General features: G+C 54.7%; 17 protein-coding genes. 5 read left to right on the forward strand and 12 right to left on the reverse strand.

Annotation, left to right across the window (positions count from 1 at the left end):
• The first annotated feature begins 98 nt into the window (after positions 1-98).
• Positions 99-1,556: an NAD-dependent succinate-semialdehyde dehydrogenase gene (locus YERSI8AC_RS10975; RefSeq protein WP_022523663.1), complete on the forward strand. Its 1,458-nt coding sequence runs from the start codon at positions 99-101 to the stop codon at positions 1,554-1,556.
• A 152-nt stretch (positions 1,557-1,708) separates the two neighbouring features.
• Here YERSI8AC_RS10975 and purH read toward each other — a convergent pair whose 3' ends face one another.
• From purH to ppa, 8 genes are all read right to left on the reverse strand, one after another.
• A complete protein-coding gene (gene purH, locus YERSI8AC_RS10980; protein WP_201304212.1) occupies positions 1,709-3,325 on the reverse strand; it encodes a bifunctional phosphoribosylaminoimidazolecarboxamide formyltransferase/IMP cyclohydrolase in 1,617 nt (538 codons plus the stop codon).
• 49 nt (positions 3,326-3,374) lie between these two features.
• Positions 3,375-3,743, reverse strand: a complete 369-nt coding sequence (gene fis / locus YERSI8AC_RS10985) for a DNA-binding transcriptional regulator Fis (protein ID WP_022523661.1) — start codon at positions 3,741-3,743, stop codon at positions 3,375-3,377.
• The gene (gene dusB / locus YERSI8AC_RS10990; RefSeq protein ID WP_159176745.1) at positions 3,740-4,777 is read right to left on the reverse strand and encodes a tRNA dihydrouridine synthase DusB; all 1,038 of its coding nucleotides are present in this window, start codon (positions 4,775-4,777) and stop codon (positions 3,740-3,742) included. The genes fis and dusB overlap by 4 nt, the downstream gene beginning before the upstream one ends.
• A 113-nt stretch (positions 4,778-4,890) precedes the next feature.
• Entirely contained in the window at positions 4,891-5,805 is a 915-nt protein-coding gene (gene prmA, locus YERSI8AC_RS10995; RefSeq protein ID WP_141441170.1) for a 50S ribosomal protein L11 methyltransferase, read from the reverse strand.
• Between the two features lie 128 nt (positions 5,806-5,933).
• A complete protein-coding gene (gene accC / locus YERSI8AC_RS11000; protein ID WP_027959283.1) occupies positions 5,934-7,274 on the reverse strand; it encodes an acetyl-CoA carboxylase biotin carboxylase subunit in 1,341 nt (446 codons plus the stop codon).
• A gap of 31 nt (positions 7,275-7,305) precedes the next feature.
• A complete protein-coding gene (gene accB, locus YERSI8AC_RS11005; protein ID WP_159176746.1) occupies positions 7,306-7,782 on the reverse strand; it encodes an acetyl-CoA carboxylase biotin carboxyl carrier protein in 477 nt (158 codons plus the stop codon).
• Positions 7,783-8,116: 334 nt separating this feature from the next.
• Positions 8,117-9,991: a protein-disulfide reductase DsbD gene (gene dsbD / locus YERSI8AC_RS11010; protein ID WP_159176747.1), complete on the reverse strand. Its 1,875-nt coding sequence runs from the start codon at positions 9,989-9,991 to the stop codon at positions 8,117-8,119.
• A 189-nt stretch (positions 9,992-10,180) separates the two neighbouring features.
• Positions 10,181-10,711 carry an inorganic diphosphatase gene (gene ppa / locus YERSI8AC_RS11015; RefSeq protein ID WP_022523655.1) on the reverse strand — a complete coding sequence of 177 codons (531 nt, stop codon included), beginning with the start codon at positions 10,709-10,711 and terminating at the stop codon, positions 10,181-10,183.
• A 269-nt stretch (positions 10,712-10,980) separates the two neighbouring features.
• Here ppa and YERSI8AC_RS11020 point away from each other — a divergent pair, with 269 nt between their 5' ends.
• Complete coding sequence (locus YERSI8AC_RS11020; RefSeq protein WP_159176748.1) at positions 10,981-12,696, forward strand: bifunctional protein-serine/threonine kinase/phosphatase; 1,716 nt, start codon at positions 10,981-10,983, stop codon at positions 12,694-12,696.
• A 186-nt stretch (positions 12,697-12,882) separates the two neighbouring features.
• On the opposite strand, the gene YERSI8AC_RS11025 is transcribed toward YERSI8AC_RS11020, so the two are convergent.
• Both YERSI8AC_RS11025 and rnt read right to left on the reverse strand, forming a co-directional pair.
• A complete protein-coding gene (locus YERSI8AC_RS11025) occupies positions 12,883-14,142 on the reverse strand; it encodes a 6-phosphofructokinase (RefSeq protein ID WP_009286573.1) in 1,260 nt (419 codons plus the stop codon).
• Between the two features lie 200 nt (positions 14,143-14,342).
• Entirely contained in the window at positions 14,343-15,011 is a 669-nt protein-coding gene (gene rnt / locus YERSI8AC_RS11030) for a ribonuclease T (protein ID WP_009286574.1), read from the reverse strand.
• A 271-nt stretch (positions 15,012-15,282) separates the two neighbouring features.
• Between rnt and YERSI8AC_RS11035 the strand changes: the two genes are divergently transcribed.
• The 3 genes from YERSI8AC_RS11035 (at position 15,283) to YERSI8AC_RS11045 (ending at position 18,090) form a co-directional block, all read left to right on the forward strand.
• Positions 15,283-16,503, forward strand: coding sequence for an argininosuccinate synthase (locus YERSI8AC_RS11035; RefSeq protein ID WP_027959286.1), 1,221 nt, complete (start codon positions 15,283-15,285; stop codon positions 16,501-16,503).
• A gap of 75 nt (positions 16,504-16,578) precedes the next feature.
• Positions 16,579-16,908: an HlyU family transcriptional regulator gene (locus tag YERSI8AC_RS11040; protein ID WP_159176749.1), complete on the forward strand. Its 330-nt coding sequence runs from the start codon at positions 16,579-16,581 to the stop codon at positions 16,906-16,908.
• A 39-nt stretch (positions 16,909-16,947) separates the two neighbouring features.
• Positions 16,948-18,090 (forward strand): DUF294 nucleotidyltransferase-like domain-containing protein, encoded by a 1,143-nt coding sequence (locus YERSI8AC_RS11045; protein WP_159176750.1) that lies wholly within the window; start codon positions 16,948-16,950, stop codon positions 18,088-18,090.
• Positions 18,091-18,096: 6 nt separating this feature from the next.
• Here YERSI8AC_RS11045 and YERSI8AC_RS11050 read toward each other — a convergent pair whose 3' ends face one another.
• Entirely contained in the window at positions 18,097-19,323 is a 1,227-nt protein-coding gene (locus YERSI8AC_RS11050; RefSeq protein WP_236557291.1) for an EAL and HDOD domain-containing protein, read from the reverse strand.
• 97 nt (positions 19,324-19,420) lie between these two features.
• Positions 19,421-22,165, reverse strand: coding sequence for a sensor histidine kinase (locus tag YERSI8AC_RS11055; RefSeq protein ID WP_041158437.1), 2,745 nt, complete (start codon positions 22,163-22,165; stop codon positions 19,421-19,423).
• Between the last annotated feature and the right edge of the window lie 2 nt (positions 22,166-22,167).

A 22,167-nucleotide genomic window follows, 5' to 3' on the forward strand; every position in this document is an offset into this window, starting at 1 on the left:
ATTATGCACGCCGTAAATTTGGTTTAAAGGGGTGTTTCGTCTTAGCATGAAGACGTTAATGAGCCTACAAGGCCATCATTTTTGGTCAGGAGCCTGTCATGGAAGCGCTTAAAGAAACACAGCTATATTGCCCCTTTGCCTATATTGACGGCAGTTGGGTCGCGGCAGATAGCGGTGAGCAGATCACGGTATTGAATCCGGCCACCGGTGAAGCGATTGGCGATATACCTCGCTTGGGTAAAGCCGAAACCGAGCGGGCCATTGATGCGGCGGACGCTGCGCTACCGGCTTGGCGGGCGTTGACTGCTCAAGAACGCGCTGACTTGCTGATGAAGTGGCACGACCTGATGTTGGAGCATCAGCAGGATTTAGCCATGCTGATGACATTTGAGCAGGGCAAGCCACTTAAAGAAGCCGCAGGCGAAATTGCCTATGCAGCCAGCTTCTTACGCTGGTTTGCCGAAGAGGCGCGGCGCGTTTATGGTGAAACGATTCCCGCGGCTAACGCCAATCAACGCATTGTGGTTGCCAAGCAGCCAGTCGGTGTTGTTGGTGCGATCACGCCCTGGAATTTCCCTGCGGCGATGATTACCCGTAAAGCCGGGGCTGCATTGGCTGCTGGCTGCACGATAGTGGTGAAGCCCGCTAGCCAAACGCCGTTTTCCGCAACAGCCTTGGCGCTGTTGGCTGAGCGGGCAGGCATCCCACGCGGCGTCTTTAATGTGGTGCCAGGTAGCGCTAGCGATATTGCCCAAGCGATGACCCAATCTCCCAAAGTGCGCAAGATCACCTTTACGGGTTCGACTGAAGTAGGGCGCAAGCTGATGGCCCAAGCGGCGGAACATATCCAAAAAATATCGCTAGAGCTAGGCGGTAATGCGCCCTTTATCGTGTTTGAGGATGCCGATTTAGACGCCGCTGTGGAAGGCGCCATGGCCGCTAAATTCCGTAACGCCGGGCAAACCTGTGTCTGCACTAATCGCTTCCTGGTTCAGTCCAGTGTAATTAACGCCTTTTGTGAAAAGCTGGCCGTTGCCATGAACAGCGAGCTGCATGTGGGTGATGGCACCAAGCCCAATATTAATATTGGGCCGCTTATCGATGAAAATGCTGTTAAGAAAGTCAGTGAACATGTGCAGGACGCCATTGATAATGGCGCTGAGCTGCTGTTAGGTGGGCATCCGCACCCGCTGGGGGGTAATTTCTTCACGCCTACGCTGATCAGTTTTGCCACTGACAAGATGAAGGTGGCCCACGAAGAGACCTTTGGCCCGCTAGCTGCTGTCTTCCCGTTTGATGATGAAGAGACCGCTATTGAGATGGCCAACGATACCCAGTATGGCCTGGCGTCTTATTTCTACTCCCGTGATCTTGCGCGCGTATGGCGTGTCGCCGAGGCGCTGGAGTACGGTATGGTGGGTATTAATACTGGCGCCATTTCTAACGCTGCTGCGCCCTTTGGGGGGGTAAAAGCCTCGGGCCTAGGCCGCGAAGGTGGTCATCAGGGCTTGGAAGAGTATCTGGAAACCAAGTATCTGTGTATTGATCTGGGCTGAAAGGCTCAATATTGGCTAGAAACTCGATATTGAGTCGATAGGCAGTGATTGATTAGCGTTTATTGATGATAGTAAGAAAGCCCCTTAGGCATGCTCCTATCAAAAGAGCGCCTAAGGGGCTTTGTGTTTCTAATCTGGGTTATTTAGCGGACTTAGTGGCGGAAGTGGCGCATACCGGTAAATACCATGGCAATGCCTGCTTCGTTGGCGGCGTCGATCACTTCCTGATCACGCATGGAACCACCGGGCTGAATAACCGCGGTAATACCTGCTGCTGCGGCAGCATCGATGCCGTCACGGAAAGGGAAGAAAGCATCAGACGCCATCACCGAGCCGGGAACCGAAAGGCCTTCGTCTGCGGCCTTGATGCCTGCAATTTTAGCCGAATAAACACGGCTCATTTGACCCGCGCCAACGCCCACCGTTTGGCCCTCTTTGGCATACACAATGGCGTTGGACTTAACGAATTTAGCTACCCGCCAAGCAAAAGCAAGGTCACGCAGTTCCTGCTCGCTGGGAGCGCGCTGACTGACCACGGTCAATTCGTCGCGGGTGACCATTCCGTCGTCACGTTCTTGCACCAGCAAGCCGCCGTTGACGCGCTTAAAGTCTAGTGCAGGCTGTTGCTCGCCGGGCCAGTGAGCGCTGACGTCCAGTAAGCGTACGTTTTGCTTATTAGCCACGATTGCGGCAGCTTCATCGCTGACGCCCGGGGCAATAATCACCTCGACAAACTGGCGGTCAATAATCGCCTGGGCGGTTTCGGCTTCCAGCGGCGTATTGAAGGCGATAATGCCGCCAAACGCGCTGGTAGGGTCGGTGGCAAAGGCTTTGTCGTAAGCTGTTAAGGCGGTTGCACCAATGGCGACGCCGCAAGGGTTGGCATGCTTAACAATCACGCAGGCCGTCTCGCTAAACGCTTTTACGCATTCAAATGCAGCGTCGGTATCGGCGACGTTGTTATACGAGAGGGGTTTGCCCTGAAGCATTTTTGCCGTGGCAACGCTGGGTTCGCTTGCCTGGGGGGCAACGTAGAAAGCTGCCTTTTGGTGCGGGTTTTCGCCGTACCGCATATCCTGCTTTTTCTCGAGCTGCAGGTTAAAGGTGCGTGGGAACGCTTCATCAGCGGCATTGACCTTACGGCCTAGGTAGTCAGCAATCGCGCCGTCATAACCGGCGGTGTGCTCAAAGGCTTTAACCGCTAAGTCAAAGCGCGTAGCGCTACTGACCTGACCATCTTGGGCGGCCAGCTCGCCCAGCACTCGCGCGTAGTCACTGCTATTGACGACGATAGTGGTGTAGGCGTGATTTTTGGCGCAGGCGCGAACCATGGTGGGGCCGCCGATATCGATATTCTCGATAGCATCTTCAAGTGTGCAGTCGGGCTTGGCTACCGTGGCGGCAAAGGGGTAGAGATTGACCACCACCATGTCGATTGGCGTAATATCGTTCTCAGCCATGACCGCATCATCCTGGCCGCGACGAGCCAAGATGCCGCCGTGAATTTTCGGGTGCAGCGTTTTAACGCGGCCATCCATGATTTCGGGGAAGCCTGTGTGCTCAGACACTTCTTTCACGGCAATAGCATTTTCTTGCAGTAGACGGAAGGTGCCACCAGTGGAGAGGAGTTCAACACCGTGCTCAGTGAGGCCCCGAGCAAATTCCACAATGCCGGTTTTATCAGAAACGCTCAGCAGGGCGCGGCGGACGGGAGTGGCGTTGCTGTCAGTCAGGGAAGGATTATCAGCCATGAGAGGGGTATCAGCCATTAGAGTGCTCGTGTGCAGAGTCGAGAATTAAAAACAACAACGCCCCTGGTTATGGGGCGTCACCTTCGATAAGTCCGTATAGCTTGAGTTTTTTGCGCAGGGTGCCACGGTTTAGCCCTAGCGCATCGGCGGCACGGGTCTGATTGCCGTCGGTGTGCTCCAAGACGCAGGCAAGTAAAGGCGCCTCAACTTCGGCCATCACCATGGCGTATAGATCGGTCGCCTGGCTGCCATCTAAATGTTCAAAGTAGCGTCGCATGGCCGTTTCCACTGCCTCCCGAAGCGGCTGCGGCGGTGAGTTGGCTGCAGGATCCGCTAGCGTGCCTGCTAAATGGGAGTAACTATCGCTGGAGCCGACATCATTGGAATAGCTATCGCTTGAATAGGTGTCGCTAGAGAGAAGATCGCGTTCGGTCATGCAGCAAGGTTTCCTTTGGCTAGCAAACGCGAGGCGGCGCCGGGGGCCATCGCGTTGTTGATCCAATCAAATTGCGTTTCAGGTGACGCTAACGCATTGAACTGCTGCTTAAGCGCGCGCTGTTGGGGCGGCGTAAAGCGTTGGTCATCGCTGAGGTACCAGCCGACATGCTTGCGCGCGATACGTACACCCATGGTGGTGCCATAGAACTCATGCAGCGCCTCAACGTGCCCGTGGAGCACTTGGTGACGCTCCGAAAGATTTGGCAGTGCCATCCGCTCTCCATGCTGGAGGTAGTGGCTGATCTGTTGAAATATCCATGGGTTGCCCTGCGCAGCGCGGCCTACCATCACGGCATCAGCGCCGGTATAAGCGAGTACCTCGGCGGCTTTTTCCGGACTTGTTATGTCGCCGTTGGCAATCACCGGGATCGATAGGTGAGATTTAATCTCGGCAATTGTGTCGTACTCTGCTTTTCCAGTATAGCGCTGCTGGCGATGACGGCCATGTATCGCTAACGATTGAATGCCGGCTGACTCGGCGAGCCGGGCAATGCGCAGGGCGTTGTTGGATTCGGCACACCAGCCCGTGCGTATTTTTAGCGTCACGGGTATATCAACTGCTGCCACTACTGCATCGAGAATTTCGGCCACCAAGGCTTCATCTCGAAGGAGCGCCGACCCTGCCGCCTTGTTACATACTTTTTTAGCTGGGCAGCCCATATTGATATCGATAATCTGGGCGCCCAGCTCGGCATTCAAACGCGCCGCCTGGGCGAGCATTTCAGCGTCGCCTCCGGCAATTTGCACCACTCGCGGGTCAGGTTCACCGCGGTGATCCATGCGCAGCTGCGATTTACGAGTATGCCACAAACTAGGGTCTGAAGTGACCATTTCGCCCACTACCCAGCCAGCCCCAAGCCGCCGGCATAGCTGGCGAAAAGGTCGGTCAGTGACGCCAGCCATGGGCGCAAGCATTACTCGATTAGGTAATGCAAACGGGCCAATGCTGGCAGGTAGTGTGGTTAACGTCATGGCGTCAGACTTTGTTGGTTTTAAGCTATGGGTGCAGTGCTAACGGCGAGTAGGTGTTTCAAGGAGGCGTATGATACGCCTACTCGGTGGTGGGGTGAAGGCCAATTGCCGCTTTAACGTGGACGCAAGCCACTAAGCCGCACCCAGCCTTCGCGAATCACCGGTTCATCCATAGCAATGCCTTGCGCTGCATAGGCCTCGTAAACCTCATTGGCCTGGTTTGCCAACACCCCCGATAGCGCAATGCGCCCACCTGGCGCCACGTGCCCGGCAATCATTGGCGCTAGTTCGACCAGCGGCCCCGCTAAAATATTGGCGGTTACGATAGGATAGTCACCGCCGTCGCTTAACTGCTCAGGGTAGTAGAGGTTTAGGTCCGACTCGGCAATACCATTCCGTTCGGCGTTGTCTCGGCTGGCCTGCAGCGCCTGGGGATCAATGTCGGTGGCGTCGGCGTGGCTAGCGCCCAGTTTGAGCGCGGCGATAGCGAGAATGCCAGAACCGCAGCCCACATCCAGTACGGTTTGCTGAGCTAGGTGACCGGTTACGGCCAGCTCATCCAGCCACTCAAGACACAGCGCTGTGGTGGGGTGCGTACCGGTACCAAAGGCGAGGCCCGGGTCGAGTATCAGGTTAACGGCGTCGGCCTCGGGTGGTTCGTGCCAGCTGGGTACAATCCACAGGCGTTGACCCATGCGCAGCGGCGTGAAGTCATCCATCCACTCGCGCTCCCAATCTCGATCAGCGAGCAGCTCATACTCGATGGTCGGGCAGGGCTCTCCAGGCATCTGCTCTGACCAGGCGGCCTCGATACGCTCCAGCATGCTCTCGACCCCCTCCAGGTCATCGTATAAGCCGGTAAGGATGGTATCTTCCCACAGTGGTGTGGTGCCACGCTCTGGCTCAAATACCGGATCATCGTGGGCATCCTGAAGACCAATAGCCGTTGCGCCTTCGTCAAGCAGTAGTTCTTCTAGGAACTCTGCCTGTTCGGGGGCGACGTGGGCTTTGAGTTGAAGCCAGGGCATGGAGGTTCTCCGCAAGGCGAATTAAAGACAAATACAGTACAGACACATGGAGTAAAGACAAGGACGGGGTGGACATGGCCACCCCGCTGGGTATCACACAGTGCGCTGGAAAGCGCTTGGCTGCTGCATTAGCTGCCGAGTTTCTTTTCCAGGTAGTGAATGTTGACACCGCCTTGACGGAAGTAGCTGTCGCGAACCAAATCCTTTTGTAAGTCGATATTGGTTTTAATGCCTTCCACCAGCAGCTCGTCGAGGGCGTTACGCATCCGTGTCAGGGCTATTTCACGATCCGCGCCCCAACTGATCAGCTTGCCGATCAGAGAGTCATAGTGCGGCGGCACGGTGTAGCCGGTATAGAGATGGGAATCCATCCGCACGCCGAGGCCACCCGGTGCGTGAAACAGCGTTACCTTGCCGGGAGACGGCATAAAGGTACGCGAGTCTTCGGCGTTAATACGGCACTCGAAGGAGTGGCCGTTGAGTTGCACGTCTTCCTGGCGAATCGACAGCGGCAGGCCTGAGGCAATACGCAACTGCTCTTTGACGATATCCACGCCAGTGACCATTTCGGTGACCGGGTGCTCGACCTGAACGCGGGTATTCATCTCGATGAAGAAGTATTCGCCATCTTCATACAAGAATTCAAAGGTGCCCGCACCACGGTAGTTGATCTTGATACATGCCTGACGGCACGCTTCAAGCACCTGGGCGCGGGCATCTGGGTCAAGGCCTGGCGCCGGGGCTTCTTCAAGCACTTTCTGGTGACGACGTTGCAGCGAGCAGTCGCGGTCATAAAGATGGATCGCGTTACCCTGGCCGTCGGCTAATACTTGTACTTCCACGTGGCGCGGCTTCTCAAGGAATTTTTCCATGTAGACCGTGCCGTCACCGAAGGCGGCGTGGGCTTCAGTGCGGGTAACGGTAATCGCCGAAAGGAGATGGCCTTCCGTGTGCACTACGCGCATACCACGACCACCGCCGCCAGAGGCCGCCTTAATGATCACCGGGTAGCCAATGCGACGTGCCGTGGCGAGATTCGTTGCGTCATCATCACCCAAGGGGCCGTCTGAGCCTGGCACCGTGGGAACGCCCGCTTCCTTCATCGACTGGATGGCGCTGACTTTGTCGCCCATCAGACGAATCGTCTCGGCGCGGGGGCCAATAAAGGTAAAGCCTGAGCGCTCAACCTGTTCAGCAAAGTTGGCGTTTTCAGACAAAAAGCCATAGCCGGGGTGAATGGCGGTCGAGTCGGTGACTTCGGCTGCACTGATCAGGGCCGGAATGTTTAAGTAAGACTGCGCTGACGATGCCGGGCCAATACACACGGCTTCATCCGCCAGGCGAACGTGCATCAGTTCACGATCAGCTTTGGAGTGTACCGCTACGGTTTTGATGCCGAGTTCTTTACAGGCCCGTAGGATACGGAGGGCAATCTCGCCGCGGTTGGCGATAAGTACCTTGTCCAGCATGGGAGAGTCCACCCGTGTTGAAAATGAAAGATTAAGCGATAACGATCATGGGTTGATCGAATTCTACAGGCTCGCCATCTTCCACCAGGATGGCTTCCACTACACCGTCACGGTCAGCTTCAATCTGGTTCATCATTTTCATGGCTTCAATGATGCATACAGTGTCACCTTGTTTGACGCTATCGCCGACTTCCACAAACGATTTGGCGCCCGGCGCTGGGCTGCGGTAGAAGGTGCCTACCATGGGAGAGTTGACTGCCTCGCCACGGTAGCTTGCGCCCTGAGGCTCTGCTTCAGCAGCCGGTGCTGATGCTGGAGTACCCGCTGCGGGGGGAGCAGGCGCATAGCCAGGTTGCTGCGCATACTGCGGCATCGGCTGTGGCTGCCACGAAGCGCCATTAGGGTGACGACTGATGCGGACTGACTCTTCGCCTTCCTGAATTTCAATCTCGCTAATATTGGACTCTTCGAGTAGCTCAATCAGTTTCTTAACTTTGCGGATATCCATGGCATAGCCCCATCAATGTCATAAAAGGTAGTCACAAAGCGCGCGAGCATAAGTGCAGGAAGCTCTTTATGGCGCGTACGTTGCGCAGTAAACCAAATTTAAAAATGAAGAGAACGCTGCATGTTAGCGAACGTTACCCCGTTCTCACCGTTAAAAAAGCAAGTTTTTAGCTAATATGGGAGCGGAGTTTGCCGAAAAAGTGCCAGGATGTCCAGCAACTGCCTACGCCAACGTCCAAGCCATCATGTAGTTAAGAATTAAACAACTGTTTGACGATGTTCGCGTCAGAAAGCGGCTTTAGTGCCTCAATGAGTAGCCAGCATAGGGTTTGAGCTTAGCTATTTGCTAGCCACTGGCTAACTGACTCCAGATGTTCGCGCAACTGATCGGCGGTCACTTCGCCTTGAATGCGTGCATCGCGAATCTCCTCACCCTGGCTGAAAAAGAGCAGGCTGGGTGGGCCGAAAAGATTATATTGGTTGAGCAACTCACGACTTTGAGAGTCCGTGCGGGTGACGTCGGCGGCGATCAAGGTGTAATCATTAAGCGCTGCGACGACCTGCGGGTCGGGGTAAACATCCCGCTCCAGCAGCTTGCACGAAATACACCAGTCGGCGGTAAAGTGGACAAAGACGGGCTGGTTGGCGTCTTCAGCTTGTGCAATAGCCGCTTCAAGCTCAGTTAAGCTGTTGACCTCGATGAAGTCGAGTGCTTCTGCCTGAGGTTCGCCGGAAATGCTGGAGGTTGCCGCAAGGGGGCGCAAGGGGTTACTACCCCCCTGAGCGGCGCCAATCACCAACACTATCCCCCAAGCTAGCAGCATAAGCCCCAGCGTTTGGCGTGCCCGCGGCCACCCCTGCGGCTGATTGAAATTCAGCGCCCCAAGTGCCAGTGCCGTGCCGATCGCAAGGGCTGCCCATAGCAGCAGCGCAATAGGCGCGGACACTAAACGCTCGACCATCCAAATCGCTACGCCCAACAGTAAAAGGCCAAAGGCAATTTTTACGCCGTTCATCCAGGCGCCGGAACGGGGCAGCAGCGTGGCGCCAAAGGTACCGACCAAAAGCAGTGGCACGCCCATGCCCATGCCCAGCGCAAACAGCACCGCGCCGCCCATCGCGGCATCCCCTGTTGAAGAGATAAACACCAGCGCGCCGGCCAAAGGCGCCGTTACACAGGGCGATACCACCAATACCGAGAGGGCGCCAGCCAGCGCTAGGCCGGCCGGGCCACTGCGCTGAGCGCGTGCCTGCCAAGCGTCAACACGGTTGGCTAAACGAGGCGACAGATTGAGGTTAAATGCCCCAAACATGGCCAGGGCAAATAGCGTGAACAGCACTGCAAAGATGATCAATACCGGTGCTGACTGCAGTCGCGCCTGAAGATTAAGCCCGGCGCCAAACAATCCCATTAACACCCCGACCAGGGCGTAGGTCAGCGCCATGCCAAGCACATAGCTTAACGAAAGGGCAAAGGCGCGGGGGCGGGTGGGGTTCTGGCCAACCACGATCGATGACAAAATTGGAATCATCGGCAACACGCAGGGGGTAAAGGTAAGCCCCAGGCCAGCAATAAAAAACAGCCCCAGCGCCAGTGGTAGGCTAGCATCGCTAATCAAAGCGCTAAAGCGGCTATCTTCGCTTTTGGGAGCGGCGAAACCAATCTGTTCAGAGGTGTTAGCGGCTGGAGTGTTGGCTGTTGGACTGGATGCCGTACTATCGGCTTGCCAATCGGAAAACTGGCTGGGGGGTTGGGTTTCGCTGGCCTCTAGGGTTGTTTGCTCTGGAGGGTAGCAGAGCCCGGCATCTGCGCAGCCTTGAAAGGTCAGGGCAATATTGAGCGGGCCTGAGTAGGGTGCTTTCAGCGGTACTTCAAACACTACCTGATCGCGGAACACATACACATCGCCCATAAACTCATCGTTGGTAAAGATGCCTTGGGGGATAATGGGGTCGCCGAGACTGACATCCCCCGTTTGGCTGACTACCGCGAACTGGTGGCGATATAGGTAGTACTCATCTGCGATATCCATGCCGATATAGAGCGTATCGCCATCATGCCAAGCAGTCGGCTGAAAGGCTTCCATAACCGGTAAAAATTCGTCTTGGTTGCTAGACGATGAAAACCATTGGGCGTTTGCACTTAGCGGTAGCAAGCCAAGAAAGAAAATCAATAATGTAAACAGGCTCAGGCGTTTAAGAGATAACACGGTGCGTCCTTAATCAATGGCATCGCAATGAAAGGCGAACAGCATACCGCAACCTTAAGTCCCTGGCGTATACGCTGCGGTGACGTGACGCGGCCCCTAACAGTGCCTTAATCCTACGCATATAAAAAGACCGCCTGAAGGCGGCCTTTTATCCCATTGGCGGCAGAAAAATACACCGCAAGGAGATTGTTACGCTTTTTGATAGGCGGTTACGGACTTTTCAATCGCCTTACGCGCAGCGTCAGCACCTTCCCATGACTCAACCTTTACCCATTTGCCTTTCTCGAGATCTTTGTAGTTCTCAAAGAAGTGAGCAATTTGCTGGCGCAGTAGCTCAGGCAGGTCGGTAACTTCGTGGACATCGTCGTAGAGCGAGCTTAGCTTGGCATGGGGTACGCAGATCAACTTCGCATCTTCACCGGCTTCGTCGGTCATGTTCAGAATGCCTACCGGGCGGGCGCGAATAATGCTGCCAGGTTGAACCGGGTGCGGGGTAACCACCAAGGCGTCCAGCGCATCGCCATCGTCGGCGAGGGTATGCGGGATAAAGCCGTAATTGGCGGGGTAGAACATGGGAGTGGCCATAAAGCGGTCAACGAGTAGCGCGCCCATGTCCTTATCAATTTCATATTTGATCGGGTCGTGGTTGGCTGGAATTTCGATCACCACGTAAACGTCGTTGGGGAGATCCTTTCCAGCAGGGATATTATCGAAGTTCATCGTTGATTCCTTGGTAGTGCTGTGGCTAGAGTCGTGCCGTGGTTAGGCAAACGTGTCAGAGTCGTTTATGGCGGAGAATTATACGAACATGACTGCACGATTACCAATGCGACATAGGTTGCTCGTGGGTGATCATTCATATGTCCTGCCATTTGGACGAATACGATAGAGACGTTTGGTGGGCATCGTTTCTGTTCCGCTGCGTGTATCATAGCGCTATTGGTTGACAGTGATGTCCCTCGATCGAGTCGGCAGCCTAGGAGGATGACTTGTCGCACGCCCAGTTGCTCATTAGTTATGGTCAAGCGTTTGTCGCGCCCGATCGGCGCCTGCATCGCAGTTCAATGTCAGTTCGCTTTCCTGAAGCGCCGCTGCTTCGCGCCAAAGGTGGCTGTGCGGTGATCAGCGACTCCATTTCACGCAATACCATGGCCAAACAGGCCGGTGATATCAGCGTGCGCGGCTTCCTGGCCGATTACTTCTCCACCCCCGATCACTGGGACGTAAAAACCTCTGCCACCCGCGTACTGCGCGCGCTTAATAGCTGGTGCTACAGCCAAAGCCAGCATGTGAAAGAGGGGAGTTTTGTTTCATCCATGTCGGCGATGGTGTTTCGTGGCCGTGAAGCCCACCTGTTCCATATGGGGGATACGCTGGTCTTTCGCTTACGGGGTGCCGAGTTTGAACAGCTAAGCCGCGACCATGTGACTGATTTAGGCGGCTATCGTTATCCTTCACGGGCACTGGGTCTGGATGGCAGTGTCGATATCGATTACACCCACATTGCGCTTAAGCAGGGCGATCTGTTCCTGTTTACTACCCAGGGCGTGCGCGGCACGCTGCTACCTTCCGACTATGTGCGCTTGATTCGCCAGGATGCCAGTGATCTGGATGCCGCCTGCGAGCGGCTAGCTGATGAGGCGAAGCAGCGCGCCCAGGAGCGTGGCTATGGCGGTGATCAGTTCTGCTTTCAGCTGGTACGTATCGATGAATTACCCGATGAGGTCGCCGAGCACCCGGGGCAGCTCTACGGTGATCTACCCATTCCCCCTGAGCTGGCGCCGGGTGAGCGTTTAGATGGCCTGGAGGTTCTCGCCGTGCTATCGCGAACGGCGCAGTCGCGGGTGTACCGTGTCCGTGATGTGCATAGCAAACGGGAAATGGTCATGAAAGCGCCCAGCCCCGAGCTCTCGTTGCGCAATGCCTATCTTGAGCACTTTCTGCTCCAGCAGTGGGTAGTGGAGCGGGTTAACTCCCCCTTTGTGGTTAAGGTGATGGAGCCATCTCGGCCACGACGCTTCCTCTATTATCTGATGCAGCATATTGAAGGCGAGACGCTGCGGCAGTGGGCAGAGCGCCATCCTCAAGCCAGCCTGACCCAGCGCCTGGACATTGCCAATCAGTTGGGTAAAGCGGTGCAAGCGCTGCATCATCGGGACATTATTCATCAGCAGATCAATCCCGATAATATTTTGATCGACCCTCACGGCAAGCTCGTGCTCACCGATTTTAGTGCCTGCCATATGCGTGATGGGGAAGGGCATCGCCACTCAGGTGAGTTGCTCAGGCAGATTGGCTTTAACGAACACAGCGCACCTGAGTATGCCTTGGGCGACAGCATCGGTCGGCGTAGTGATCAGTACTCGCTAGCCTCCACTACTTACTGGCTATTGACCGGTGCGTTACCTTATACACTGACTCCCAACAGGCTGCGCAGCCATACCGACCTCGAAGAGTTGACCTATCGCAGCGCGCGAACCACCAATCCTGAAATCTCTCAGGAATTAGACGATGCACTACGCCGCGCCTTGGATCCACAAAGGGCGTTGCGGTTTAGGCGTATGTCCGAGTTTTTGCATGCGCTTAGGGTGCCGCTCGGGCGGCTGCCCAATCGGGAAGAGAGCCGCCAGGAGCCGCGGCGTTTCTGGCAGGGTGTGGCGGGAATTCTGTTATTGCTGTTAGTGCTTTCCTGGTTGCTACGCTAACTCCAAGTAGTAAAGGTAGATAAATAAGATTATGTCATTGCGAGGAGCGAAGCGACGCGGGAATCTAAGTGTATTGTGGCAGCCAACCCCGAGATTGCTTCACTGCGTTCGCAATGACATAAGGGTAGGTCATTGCGAGGAGTGAAGCGACGAAGCAATCTCAGTTCGCAATGACCGGTGATCCGTTTACAGCGTAAAAATGGGCAACTTGCGTTCTGCTTTGGCCAGTTTCAGTTTGGCGACTTTGGGTAGGCCATTCTCGAACGGTGGGAAGTCTTCGCCCTGAATCAGCGGTGAGAGGTAGTCCCGGCAGGTCTGGGTAATGGCAAAACCGTTTTCGCTAATAAAGTCACGGGGCATAAACTTCTCTTGGTTGGCCACCTGGGAGAGCGGGGCAGAGATCACATCCCACTGGTAGGGCGCCTGAGAGATGCGACGAATGGCGGGCATCATGGCGTTTTTACCCGCCAGCGCCAAGGTTACTGCTTCGCGACCCACCGCATAGGCTTGTTCAACGTCGGTTTTAGATGCCAGATGACGCGCCGCGCGCTGCAGATAGTCGGCCACTGCCCAGTGATACTTGTAGCCCAAATCCTGCTTGATCATACCGGCAAGTGTTGGTGCCACGCCGCCAAGCTGGCGGTGGCCGAACGCATCGGTGTTACCTGCATCGGCCAGGAAAGTGCCATCTTCGTAGCGAGCGCCTTCAGAAACCACAATAACGCAGTAGCCATACTGTTTAACGCTTTCTTCAACCCGTGCCATGGCCGCTTTACGGTTAAAGGGGATTTCCGGGAAGATAATCATATGCGGCGGCTCGCCTTCGGCTTCGCCGGCTAAACCACCTGCAGCGGCAATCCAGCCCGCGTGGCGGCCCATCACTTCGAGCACAAATACCTTGGTGGAGGTAGCGCACATGGAGGCGATATCCAGCGATGCTTCCAGCGTTGAGGTGGCAATATACTTGGCCACGCTGCCAAAGCCCGGGCTGTTATCGGTAATCGGCAGGTCGTTATCGACGGTTTTAGGCACGTGGATAGCGGTCAGCGGATAGCCCAGCTTCTCGGAAAGTTGAGAGACCTTTAAGCAGGTGTCGGCGCTATCGCCGCCGCCGTTATAGAAAAAATAGCGAATATCGTGGGCTTTGAAGACTTCGATCAAGCGCTCGTACTGGGCACGGTGGGTGTCAATATCTTTGAGCTTATAGCGGCAGGAGCCAAAAGCGCCGCCCGGCGTATGGCGCAGCGCTGCAATTGCCTCATCGCTCTCCTGGGTAACGTCGATAAGGTCTTCCGTTAAGGCACCGATAATGCCGTTATGACCGGCGTAAACCTTGCCAATTTGATCGGGGGCTTGACGGCAGGCTTCGATAACGCCGCAGGCGCTGGCGTTGATCACGGCGGTGACGCCACCTGATTGGGCGTAAAAGGCATTATGCTGGGCCATGGAAACGTCTCATCTCCTAAAAACGGATAGTTTTAATCGATATATTTATCACCGCCAAATACCCGCTACCCGGCATTGTCGGTGCTAAACCAGATTGCTGTAATGGGGCGAAGTTTAGCGTAAAGCCTGGTTCTCTGCATCAATGGCTCTCTGCATTAGCGGCTCTCTGTATCAGCGGCTACGCTGTTGACGGCGAGGTGTTAATCCGCACCGTCCATCTCTTGCTCGCGCTGGGCAAGCTGCCAGCCACCCAGGTCTTTATAGCGATTAACCATTGCGCAAAACAGTTCGGCAGTGCGCTCGGTGTCATAACGAGCGGAGTGAGCGGCTTTGTTGTCAAACTCGATGCCTGCGGCACGACAGGCCCGGGCAAGCACCGTTTGACCATAGACTAGGCCTGCAAGGGTGGCGGTATCAAAGCTTGAGAACGGGTGAAAAGGATTGCGCTTAATGCCGCAGCGATTGACCGCCGCATTCAAGAAGCCCTGGTCGAACGCCGCATTATGGCCGACTAAAATAGCGCGCGTGCAGTCGTGGGCTTTGATCGATTTACGAATCGGGCGGAAAATTTCGCCCAGCGCTTCAGACTCGCTCAGCGCCACCTGGCGACGCAGAGGGTCGTCCAGGTTGATACCGGTAAAATCGAGCGCAGACTGCTCTACATTCGCGCCCTCAAAGGGCTGAATGTGGTAGGCATAGGTGGCATCAGGAAGCAGGTTGCCCTCCGGATCCATGGTCAGCGTGACGGCGGCTATCTCGAGTACAGCGTCGCCTTGGGCATTAAATCCCCCGGTTTCTAAATCAACGACCACAGGCAGGTAACTGCGAAAACGTTGGGCCATTAATTCGCGGGCAATAGCCTCGCTCATGCAGCTCTCCTTGGTTTAAAGCGAGTAATAGTAAAGCGAGTCATCAGTCAACATCAGCGGCAAACCACCGCTTTGAATGGAGAGATTCTAGCAGCTTTAGCCCCCAGGCGTCGTTGACGGTATTCGCTGGGCATTGAGAACGCTATACTCAACGTCAGTCTCAACGGTTTACTCCAACGAGCTATCAAATACGAGCTATCACATTCGCCAGGCGCTAGTGGCAAGGGTAGTTTTTACTAATGAATATCTTATGGTCAACGAGGAGCAAAGAATGTCCGATGTCAAAAAGGTTGTGCTGGCATATTCAGGCGGCCTGGACACATCCGTTATCGTTAAGTGGTTGCAAGAAACCTACAACTGCGAGGTAGTGACCTTTACTGCCGACATCGGTCAGGGCGAAGAAGTCGAACCGGCGCGAACTAAAGCGCAAGCGCTTGGCGTGAAAGAGATTTACATCGAAGACTTGCGTGAAGAGTTCGTGCGTGACTACGTCTACCCGATGTTCCGCGCCAATACTATCTATGAAGGCGAGTACCTGCTGGGTACCTCTATCGCTCGTCCGCTGATTGCCAAGCGGTTGATCGAAATTGCCAATGAAACGGGTGCCGACGCTATTTCCCATGGTGCTACGGGTAAAGGCAACGACCAGGTGCGTTTCGAACTTGGCGGCTATGCCCTGAAGCCTGGCGTAAAAGTGATCGCCCCTTGGCGGGAGTGGGATTTAACTTCCCGCGAAAAGCTAATGGCGTATTGCGAAGAGCATAAAATTCCGGTCGATTTTTCTAATAAAAAGAAAAAATCGCCCTACTCAATGGATGCCAACCTGCTGCACATCTCCTATGAGGGCGGCATTTTGGAAGATCCCTGGGCCGAAGCTGAAGACGATATGTGGCGCTGGAGTGTCTCTCCTGAAGCCGCGCCCGACCAGCCCACCTATGTTGAGCTGACGTTTGAGAAGGGCGATATCGTGGCGATCGACGGCGAACCGTTGAAAGCCCATGAAGTGCTCGAAAAACTCAACAAGCTGGGTGGCGACAACGGTATCGGTCGTTTGGATATTGTTGAAAACCGCTACGTGGGCATGAAATCTCGTGGCTGCTATGAAACGCCAGGGGGCACCATTATGTTGCGTGCTCACCGTGCCATTGAGTCACTAACCCTAGACCGTGAAGAAGCTCACCTGAAAGATCAGCTGATGCCGAAATACGCTGAAGTGATCTACAACGGTTACTGGTGGAGCCCTGAGCGTCGCATGCTGCAGGCGGCCATTGACGAGACCCAAAAAAATGTAGCGGGTGTCGTGCGTATGAAGCTCTACAAAGGCAGCGCTACCGTAGTGGGCCGCAAGTCCGATGAGTCGCTGTTTGATGAATCAATCGCTACCTTTGAAGATGATGCTGGCGCTTACAATCAGAAAGATGCCGAAGGCTTTATTAAGCTAAACGCGCTGCGTTTGCGCATTGCCGCAGGCAAGGGTCGTAAGCAGAGCTAATTAAGCGCTGATAAAAGCAGCTTATATCTTGCAGGGTGGCTATCTCCTTGCCGCCCTGCAAGCAAAGGAGCCATTATGCTTAAGAAATTATTTTCCGGTCTCTTCGGTAGTGATCGTCAGGCTGAGCCAGGTGCTACCACCAAAGCTGCTGAGCCGGTGGAATACAAAGGTTACGAGATTGTCTCTCAGCCAGACAATCAGAGCGGTCAGTACCGCGTCAGTGGCTGGATTCGCAAGGCCGACGCCAGTGGTGAAACTCTTGAGCACCGCTTTGAGCGTTCCGATATGCTCCCAGGGCGAGAGGCCTGTGATGCCATGATGATCACCAAAGCGCAACGCTATATTGATGAAGTAGGTGAAGCGATGTTCGAGCCAGACCCGCGCAGGGCAGGTGAGAGCGAGTAGCAACAACGCCGTCATAATAGTTAGTGTAAGGAGAGGCGTATGCGCTTAGTACACCAGGCCTCACCCTGGCGCTCTCTGTTCCATGAGGATGGAACGCTTAATACCTCGGCGCTTAATGCGCCGTTAGACCATCTCTTCTCGAAACTCTCTTCGACATTCCCCTCGCCGCAAACCTCATTAGCTGACGTCTATGCGTGGCAACTGCCGCTGGTCGAAACGTTGGTGCATTACGACCTGCCCGCTTGGCGTATTAGCCAAATCATCAGTGACCACAATGCTTCTCTGTATCGCCAAGCGATAGCGCAATCCCTTGACGAAATGCAGGCGCAGGGGTGGGGCGCTCCGCCAGTTGACTACTGCATACTGCTACTAGGTTCCGCGGCGCGTTTTGAGAGCCTGCTAGGCCCCGACCAGGATAATGCGCTGATTATTGACGATTATCCTGACCATCGCCACGTAGAGATCGACGGCTACTTTCAAGCGCTGGGTGAGCGGTTTACCCAGCGCCTGGATGAGGCCGGTATTCCGCTCTGCAATGGCCATGTCATGGCGCGATGGCCGATGTGGCGCAAACGGCTGAGTGAGTGGCACGCGCAGCTAGACATTTGGAGCGCTGACCGCCGGGTAAAGCGCGTACAACAGACTAATATCTTACTCGATTTTGCCCCGATCGCTGGTAATCCGGCGCTTGCTAAGCAGTTGGGTGAGAGCATCGCTTCGACACTTCCCAAAGCGCCACTGTTTATGGATGAAATGGCGGCGCTACTGGATGAGTTGCCGGTGGCGCTGGATCGCTTTGGGCGGCTTGCCTCAAGCCCGGGCCTGGATGCCCCTCACGAACAAGCCCTTAATCTTAAGCATCAAGGCTTGTTGCCGTTGATTAGCGCTGCACGCTTACTCTGCTTGCGGTACGGACTGCGCGATATACCCACACGCGAGCGATTGATCGCGCTAAGCCATGCAACGGATGCGCTAACGTCGGCTGAATCGGCGTTGCTTGTAGCCGCTTTTGAGCGACTGCAGCAGCGCCTATTGGATCAGCAGCGGTATAACAAAGCTCGCGGTCAGGCTGCAGATGGCTGGGTTGACCTGCGGCGCCTGCGCGAAGACGAGCGATTACTGCTGAAGTTTGATCTACAGCAGATTAAACGTTTGAGTGCTAGCGCTCAAAGCAGCGTATAAAATAAATCAGCTAGCGTCGGTATAAACAAGCGAGCGCGCTTTAGAAGCCGCTTGGAGCATGACGTCGGATGGAAAATCTAGAGGAGAAAATTGACTCTCTGCGGCCTCCACATCATTAAGTAACTTACCTAATGAGCCTATACGCTGATTGATAGCATCTTCAATAAAGCGCCCAAGCCTGATTTCATTCTTCATGAGTTCGGCACTAATCCCCAGGATGGTAGGCATTAGCGAGAATAAACCCGCGATAAAGCTTTCCTGTTCATCGAGTCTACGTTGGTCGGCCATCATTTCACATGCAAATGCCCGGGTTAACCCTTTGATAAGGTTAAGTTTGCTCACAGGGCTGTTGTTAGCGAGCATAACAATGGTAACCAGGGTACGTAGCTCCCTCAGCCCTATAATATGTAAACAATCAATCAGTTTCGTCGTGGGACGACGTGAGCCCTTCTCCGCGGAGTTTGCGCGCTTGAATATTGCGCTCAGTAAGTAAGGATCCCTAGCCACTAACGTACTGATTTCAGAGAGACGCACATTGTCACTATACAGTGCGGAGAGTAGCTGCATTTGATTGGCGCGTGACGTTGAGAGACGAGCTGTTTGAGTTAGTTGGGTTTTGGGGCGCTCATAAAAATAGCCCTGGAAAAGAGTAAAACCTAGCGCTTTACACTGCTTGAACTCTTCCTGTGTCTCAACTCGTTCAGCCAGAAGCGTAATCCCTTCTTTGTGTAGCTTTTTTATTAGGTTTTTAGGTAAGCCGTTGGATATGTCAAATTTGACGATGTCGCAGAAGGGCAGAAATGCATGGTTATGTTCATCTAGGATAAAATCATCTAACGCTAATTTATACCCTTGGCTTTTAATGTAGTGCAAGGCATCAATAACTTCTTTAGTAGGCGAAGTATCCTCGAGAACCTCAATGACTATTTGTTGACTAGGTAGCCCAGTCAGGTCTGGATTGATGAGCCAGTCTGCAGAAGCATTAATAAACAGCTGGCGTGTGCCGCAAAGTTTATCCAGGCCAATTTCATAGACAGCAATAGCACATGCTCTGGCGGTGGCTTGGACATTATCAAAAACGTTAGCAGTCTGATTCGTTTCATTAGCCCGATAAAGAAGTTCATCGGCGACATGACGTAGCTGAGCATCCACTATTGGCTGGATCGCAATAGTGTACTCATTTGTGTTCGCTTTTTGAGGAAGGTGACACTCATTTTTCATCGGCTCATCCACGACATGCTTCTTTAGGCGAAAGTAGAACTCTGGAGTAAAGAATAACTTAGTTTTAGTGAGCAAGGCTAGCCGTTGTCACCAATAAGGAATCAACGCTTTATGTTGGAGGCGCAGCGGGGAGTTCTAGCGTTAAGCAGGCACCGCCTAAGGTTTTAGCATCTTCGACCCAAAGCCGTCCCCCCAGGTGGGCGATAATGCCCCGGCTAATCGGTAGCCCTAAGCCACTGCCCCTTGGCCGACCACGGGGAATATCATCGCCTTGCTGAATTTGATGGAATTTTTCAAATACCCGCTCACGCTCATCTTCGCTAATACCCGCACCGTTATCCTCTACACTCAGACGGAAATGACGCCGATGACGATAAAGCGTGAGGCGCACTTTTGGCTGCTCCCGATCGGCAAACTTACCCGCGTTATCAAGCAGGTTAATAATCACCTGTTCTAAACGGTCATGATCGCCAACCACCATCGCAGGATCAGCTTCTAAGCTAACGTCTAGCACTATGCCGCGCTCCTCATGCAGATGCGCAATAGCATCAATGCTATGCCGAGTCAAGGCGGCAAGATCAAGAGGAACGGGGTTAAGCGTTAAACGGCCGCTCTCCAGACGGGCAAGATCCAGAATTTCTTCAATTAAACGTGACAGGCGCTGGCTCTCGTGGACGATCACGCCAAGAAAATGCTGACGTTTTTCATCAGGCAGTTGGCTGCTATCGCGCAATATTTCGGCAAAGGCGCGAATCGAGGTGAGCGGCGTGCGTAGCTCGTGGCTGACCATGGCGACAAACTCATCTTTCAAGCGATCCAGCTCACGCAGGCGCTCATTGGCACTACGCAGTTCTTCGCCAATTTGCACCAGCTCCTGAGACTTCTGCTCCAAGCGGCGGTTGTACTCCAGAGTTTGTGAGGTCGTGTCCAGAATGCTCAGAATCGACTCAATATCCAGTGCTTCGCCGCGTACCACCGAGTTGATCAATACTCGCGCTGAGGAGCTACCCAACGCCCCCGCCAGTGCCTGTTCGGCGCGAGTAATCAGCTCCGCGGTGGCGGGCTCGTCCGCTGCATAAGCGCTTTTGGCTCCGCTATGGCTAAATACACGGCGGGTGGTCGGGGTGCCAAGATAGCGAACGAGTAGTTCTTTGAGTGCACCCTGGGTAGTTTGCCCGCGCCATAGTGATGTAGATAGTGAGGTGGTTTGCAAATTGGGGTGCATCGCTTCGGTGAACAGTGCCGCCTGGGTTTGCTCAAGGGGCGTGGGGCGGGTAAATAGCGATACACCCACCAATAACCCCACGTTGGCCAACATGCTCCAGAGCAACGAATGGGTGTAAATATCCCAGTTCTCCAGACCGAATAAACCATAGGGCATCAGCCAGGCAATTCCCCAGGGGCCTTCAGTGAGCAGCGAAGCATCTAGCCAGCCGGACTGGGCAAACCCGGGAAGCAGCAGCGTATAACACCAGATTAAGAAGCCGGCGATTAAGCCAACAGTGGCGCCTTGGCGAGTAGCGCCGCGCCAATACAGGCCAATTAACAGCGCCGGGGCGAACTGGGCCGCTCCGGCAAAGGAGACCAGCCCAATCGTCACTAAACTATAGGAGTCACCAATCAACGCGTGGTAGAGATAGCCAAGCAGTAGAATCAGCACGATAGCGATGCGCCGAATACCCAACAGCCAGCCGGCAAGCTCCCCTTTGGTACTCAGGTGCAGGCGCCGTGAGCGCAGCAGCAGTGGCATCACCAACTGATTGCTAACCATAGTGGAAAGCGCGATTGTCTCCACAATCACCATGCCTGTCGCCGCAGACAAACCACCAATAAAGACCAGTAGCGGCAGCCCTTCTAAACCAGCTGAGAGCGGCAGCGTGAGTACGAAGCTGTCTGGATCACCTGCGCTTACGCCTAACAGCAGGCCAGCCAGCGCAATGGGAATAACGAACAGATTAATCAGCAGCATGTAGAGGGGGAATAGCCAGCTTGCTCTGGCTAAGTGCTGCTCATCGACATTCTCCACCACCAATACCTGGAATTGGCGAGGCAGAGTTAAGAAGGCCAAAAAGGCCAGCACCAGCATGCCCACCCAGCCGGTGACCCCACCAGGAACACTATTCAACCGCATGCTATCGACAAGGGCCGGCGTGGCCGCTACCTGGGCAAACAGCGCGGCGGGGCCTTCAAACATCACAAACACCACGAACACGCCAACGGCCATAAAGGCTACCAGCTTAACGATAGATTCCACGGCGATCGCTGCCACCATGCCTTCATGGCGCTCGCTGGCATCCAGGTGGCGTGTGCCAAACAGAATAATAAACACCGCTAACACCAGGGCGACCCAGAGGGACTTATCCATCCAGAAGTGTTCATCCACCAACGTAGTGTCGGCCGCGCGGGGATAATTGATCAGTACCGCATGGCTAACAGTGATGGCTTTTAACTGCAGGGCAATATAGGGGGTGATGCTAATCAGCGCCATTAGGGCAACCAGTGCGCCTAAACTGGTGCTTTTGCCGTAGCGGGCACTGATAAAGTCGGCAATTGAGGTGATCCGTTGCCGCGCTGCAATGCGCACCATCTTGCGTATAACAAAAGGGGCCAACAGCATCGCCAGCGTCGGCCCCAGATAGATGAGCATAAAACTGGGGCCATACTCAGTGGCGCGCCCTACGCTGCCGTAGAACGTCCAGGCCGTGCAGTAAACAGCAATAGAAAGGGCATAGACCGTTGGCGAGCCAATGATGGAACGACCCTGCTCTGCCCGCCGGTCGCCCCAGGCGGCGACCACAAACAGCAGCGCCAAGTAGCCAAAAGCGGTGCCGAGGATAATCGCCTCACTACGCATGG

The organism is Halomonas sp. 113 (genome assembly GCF_904067645.1).
In the GTDB taxonomy this organism is placed as follows: domain Bacteria; phylum Pseudomonadota; class Gammaproteobacteria; order Pseudomonadales; family Halomonadaceae; genus Vreelandella; species Vreelandella titanicae.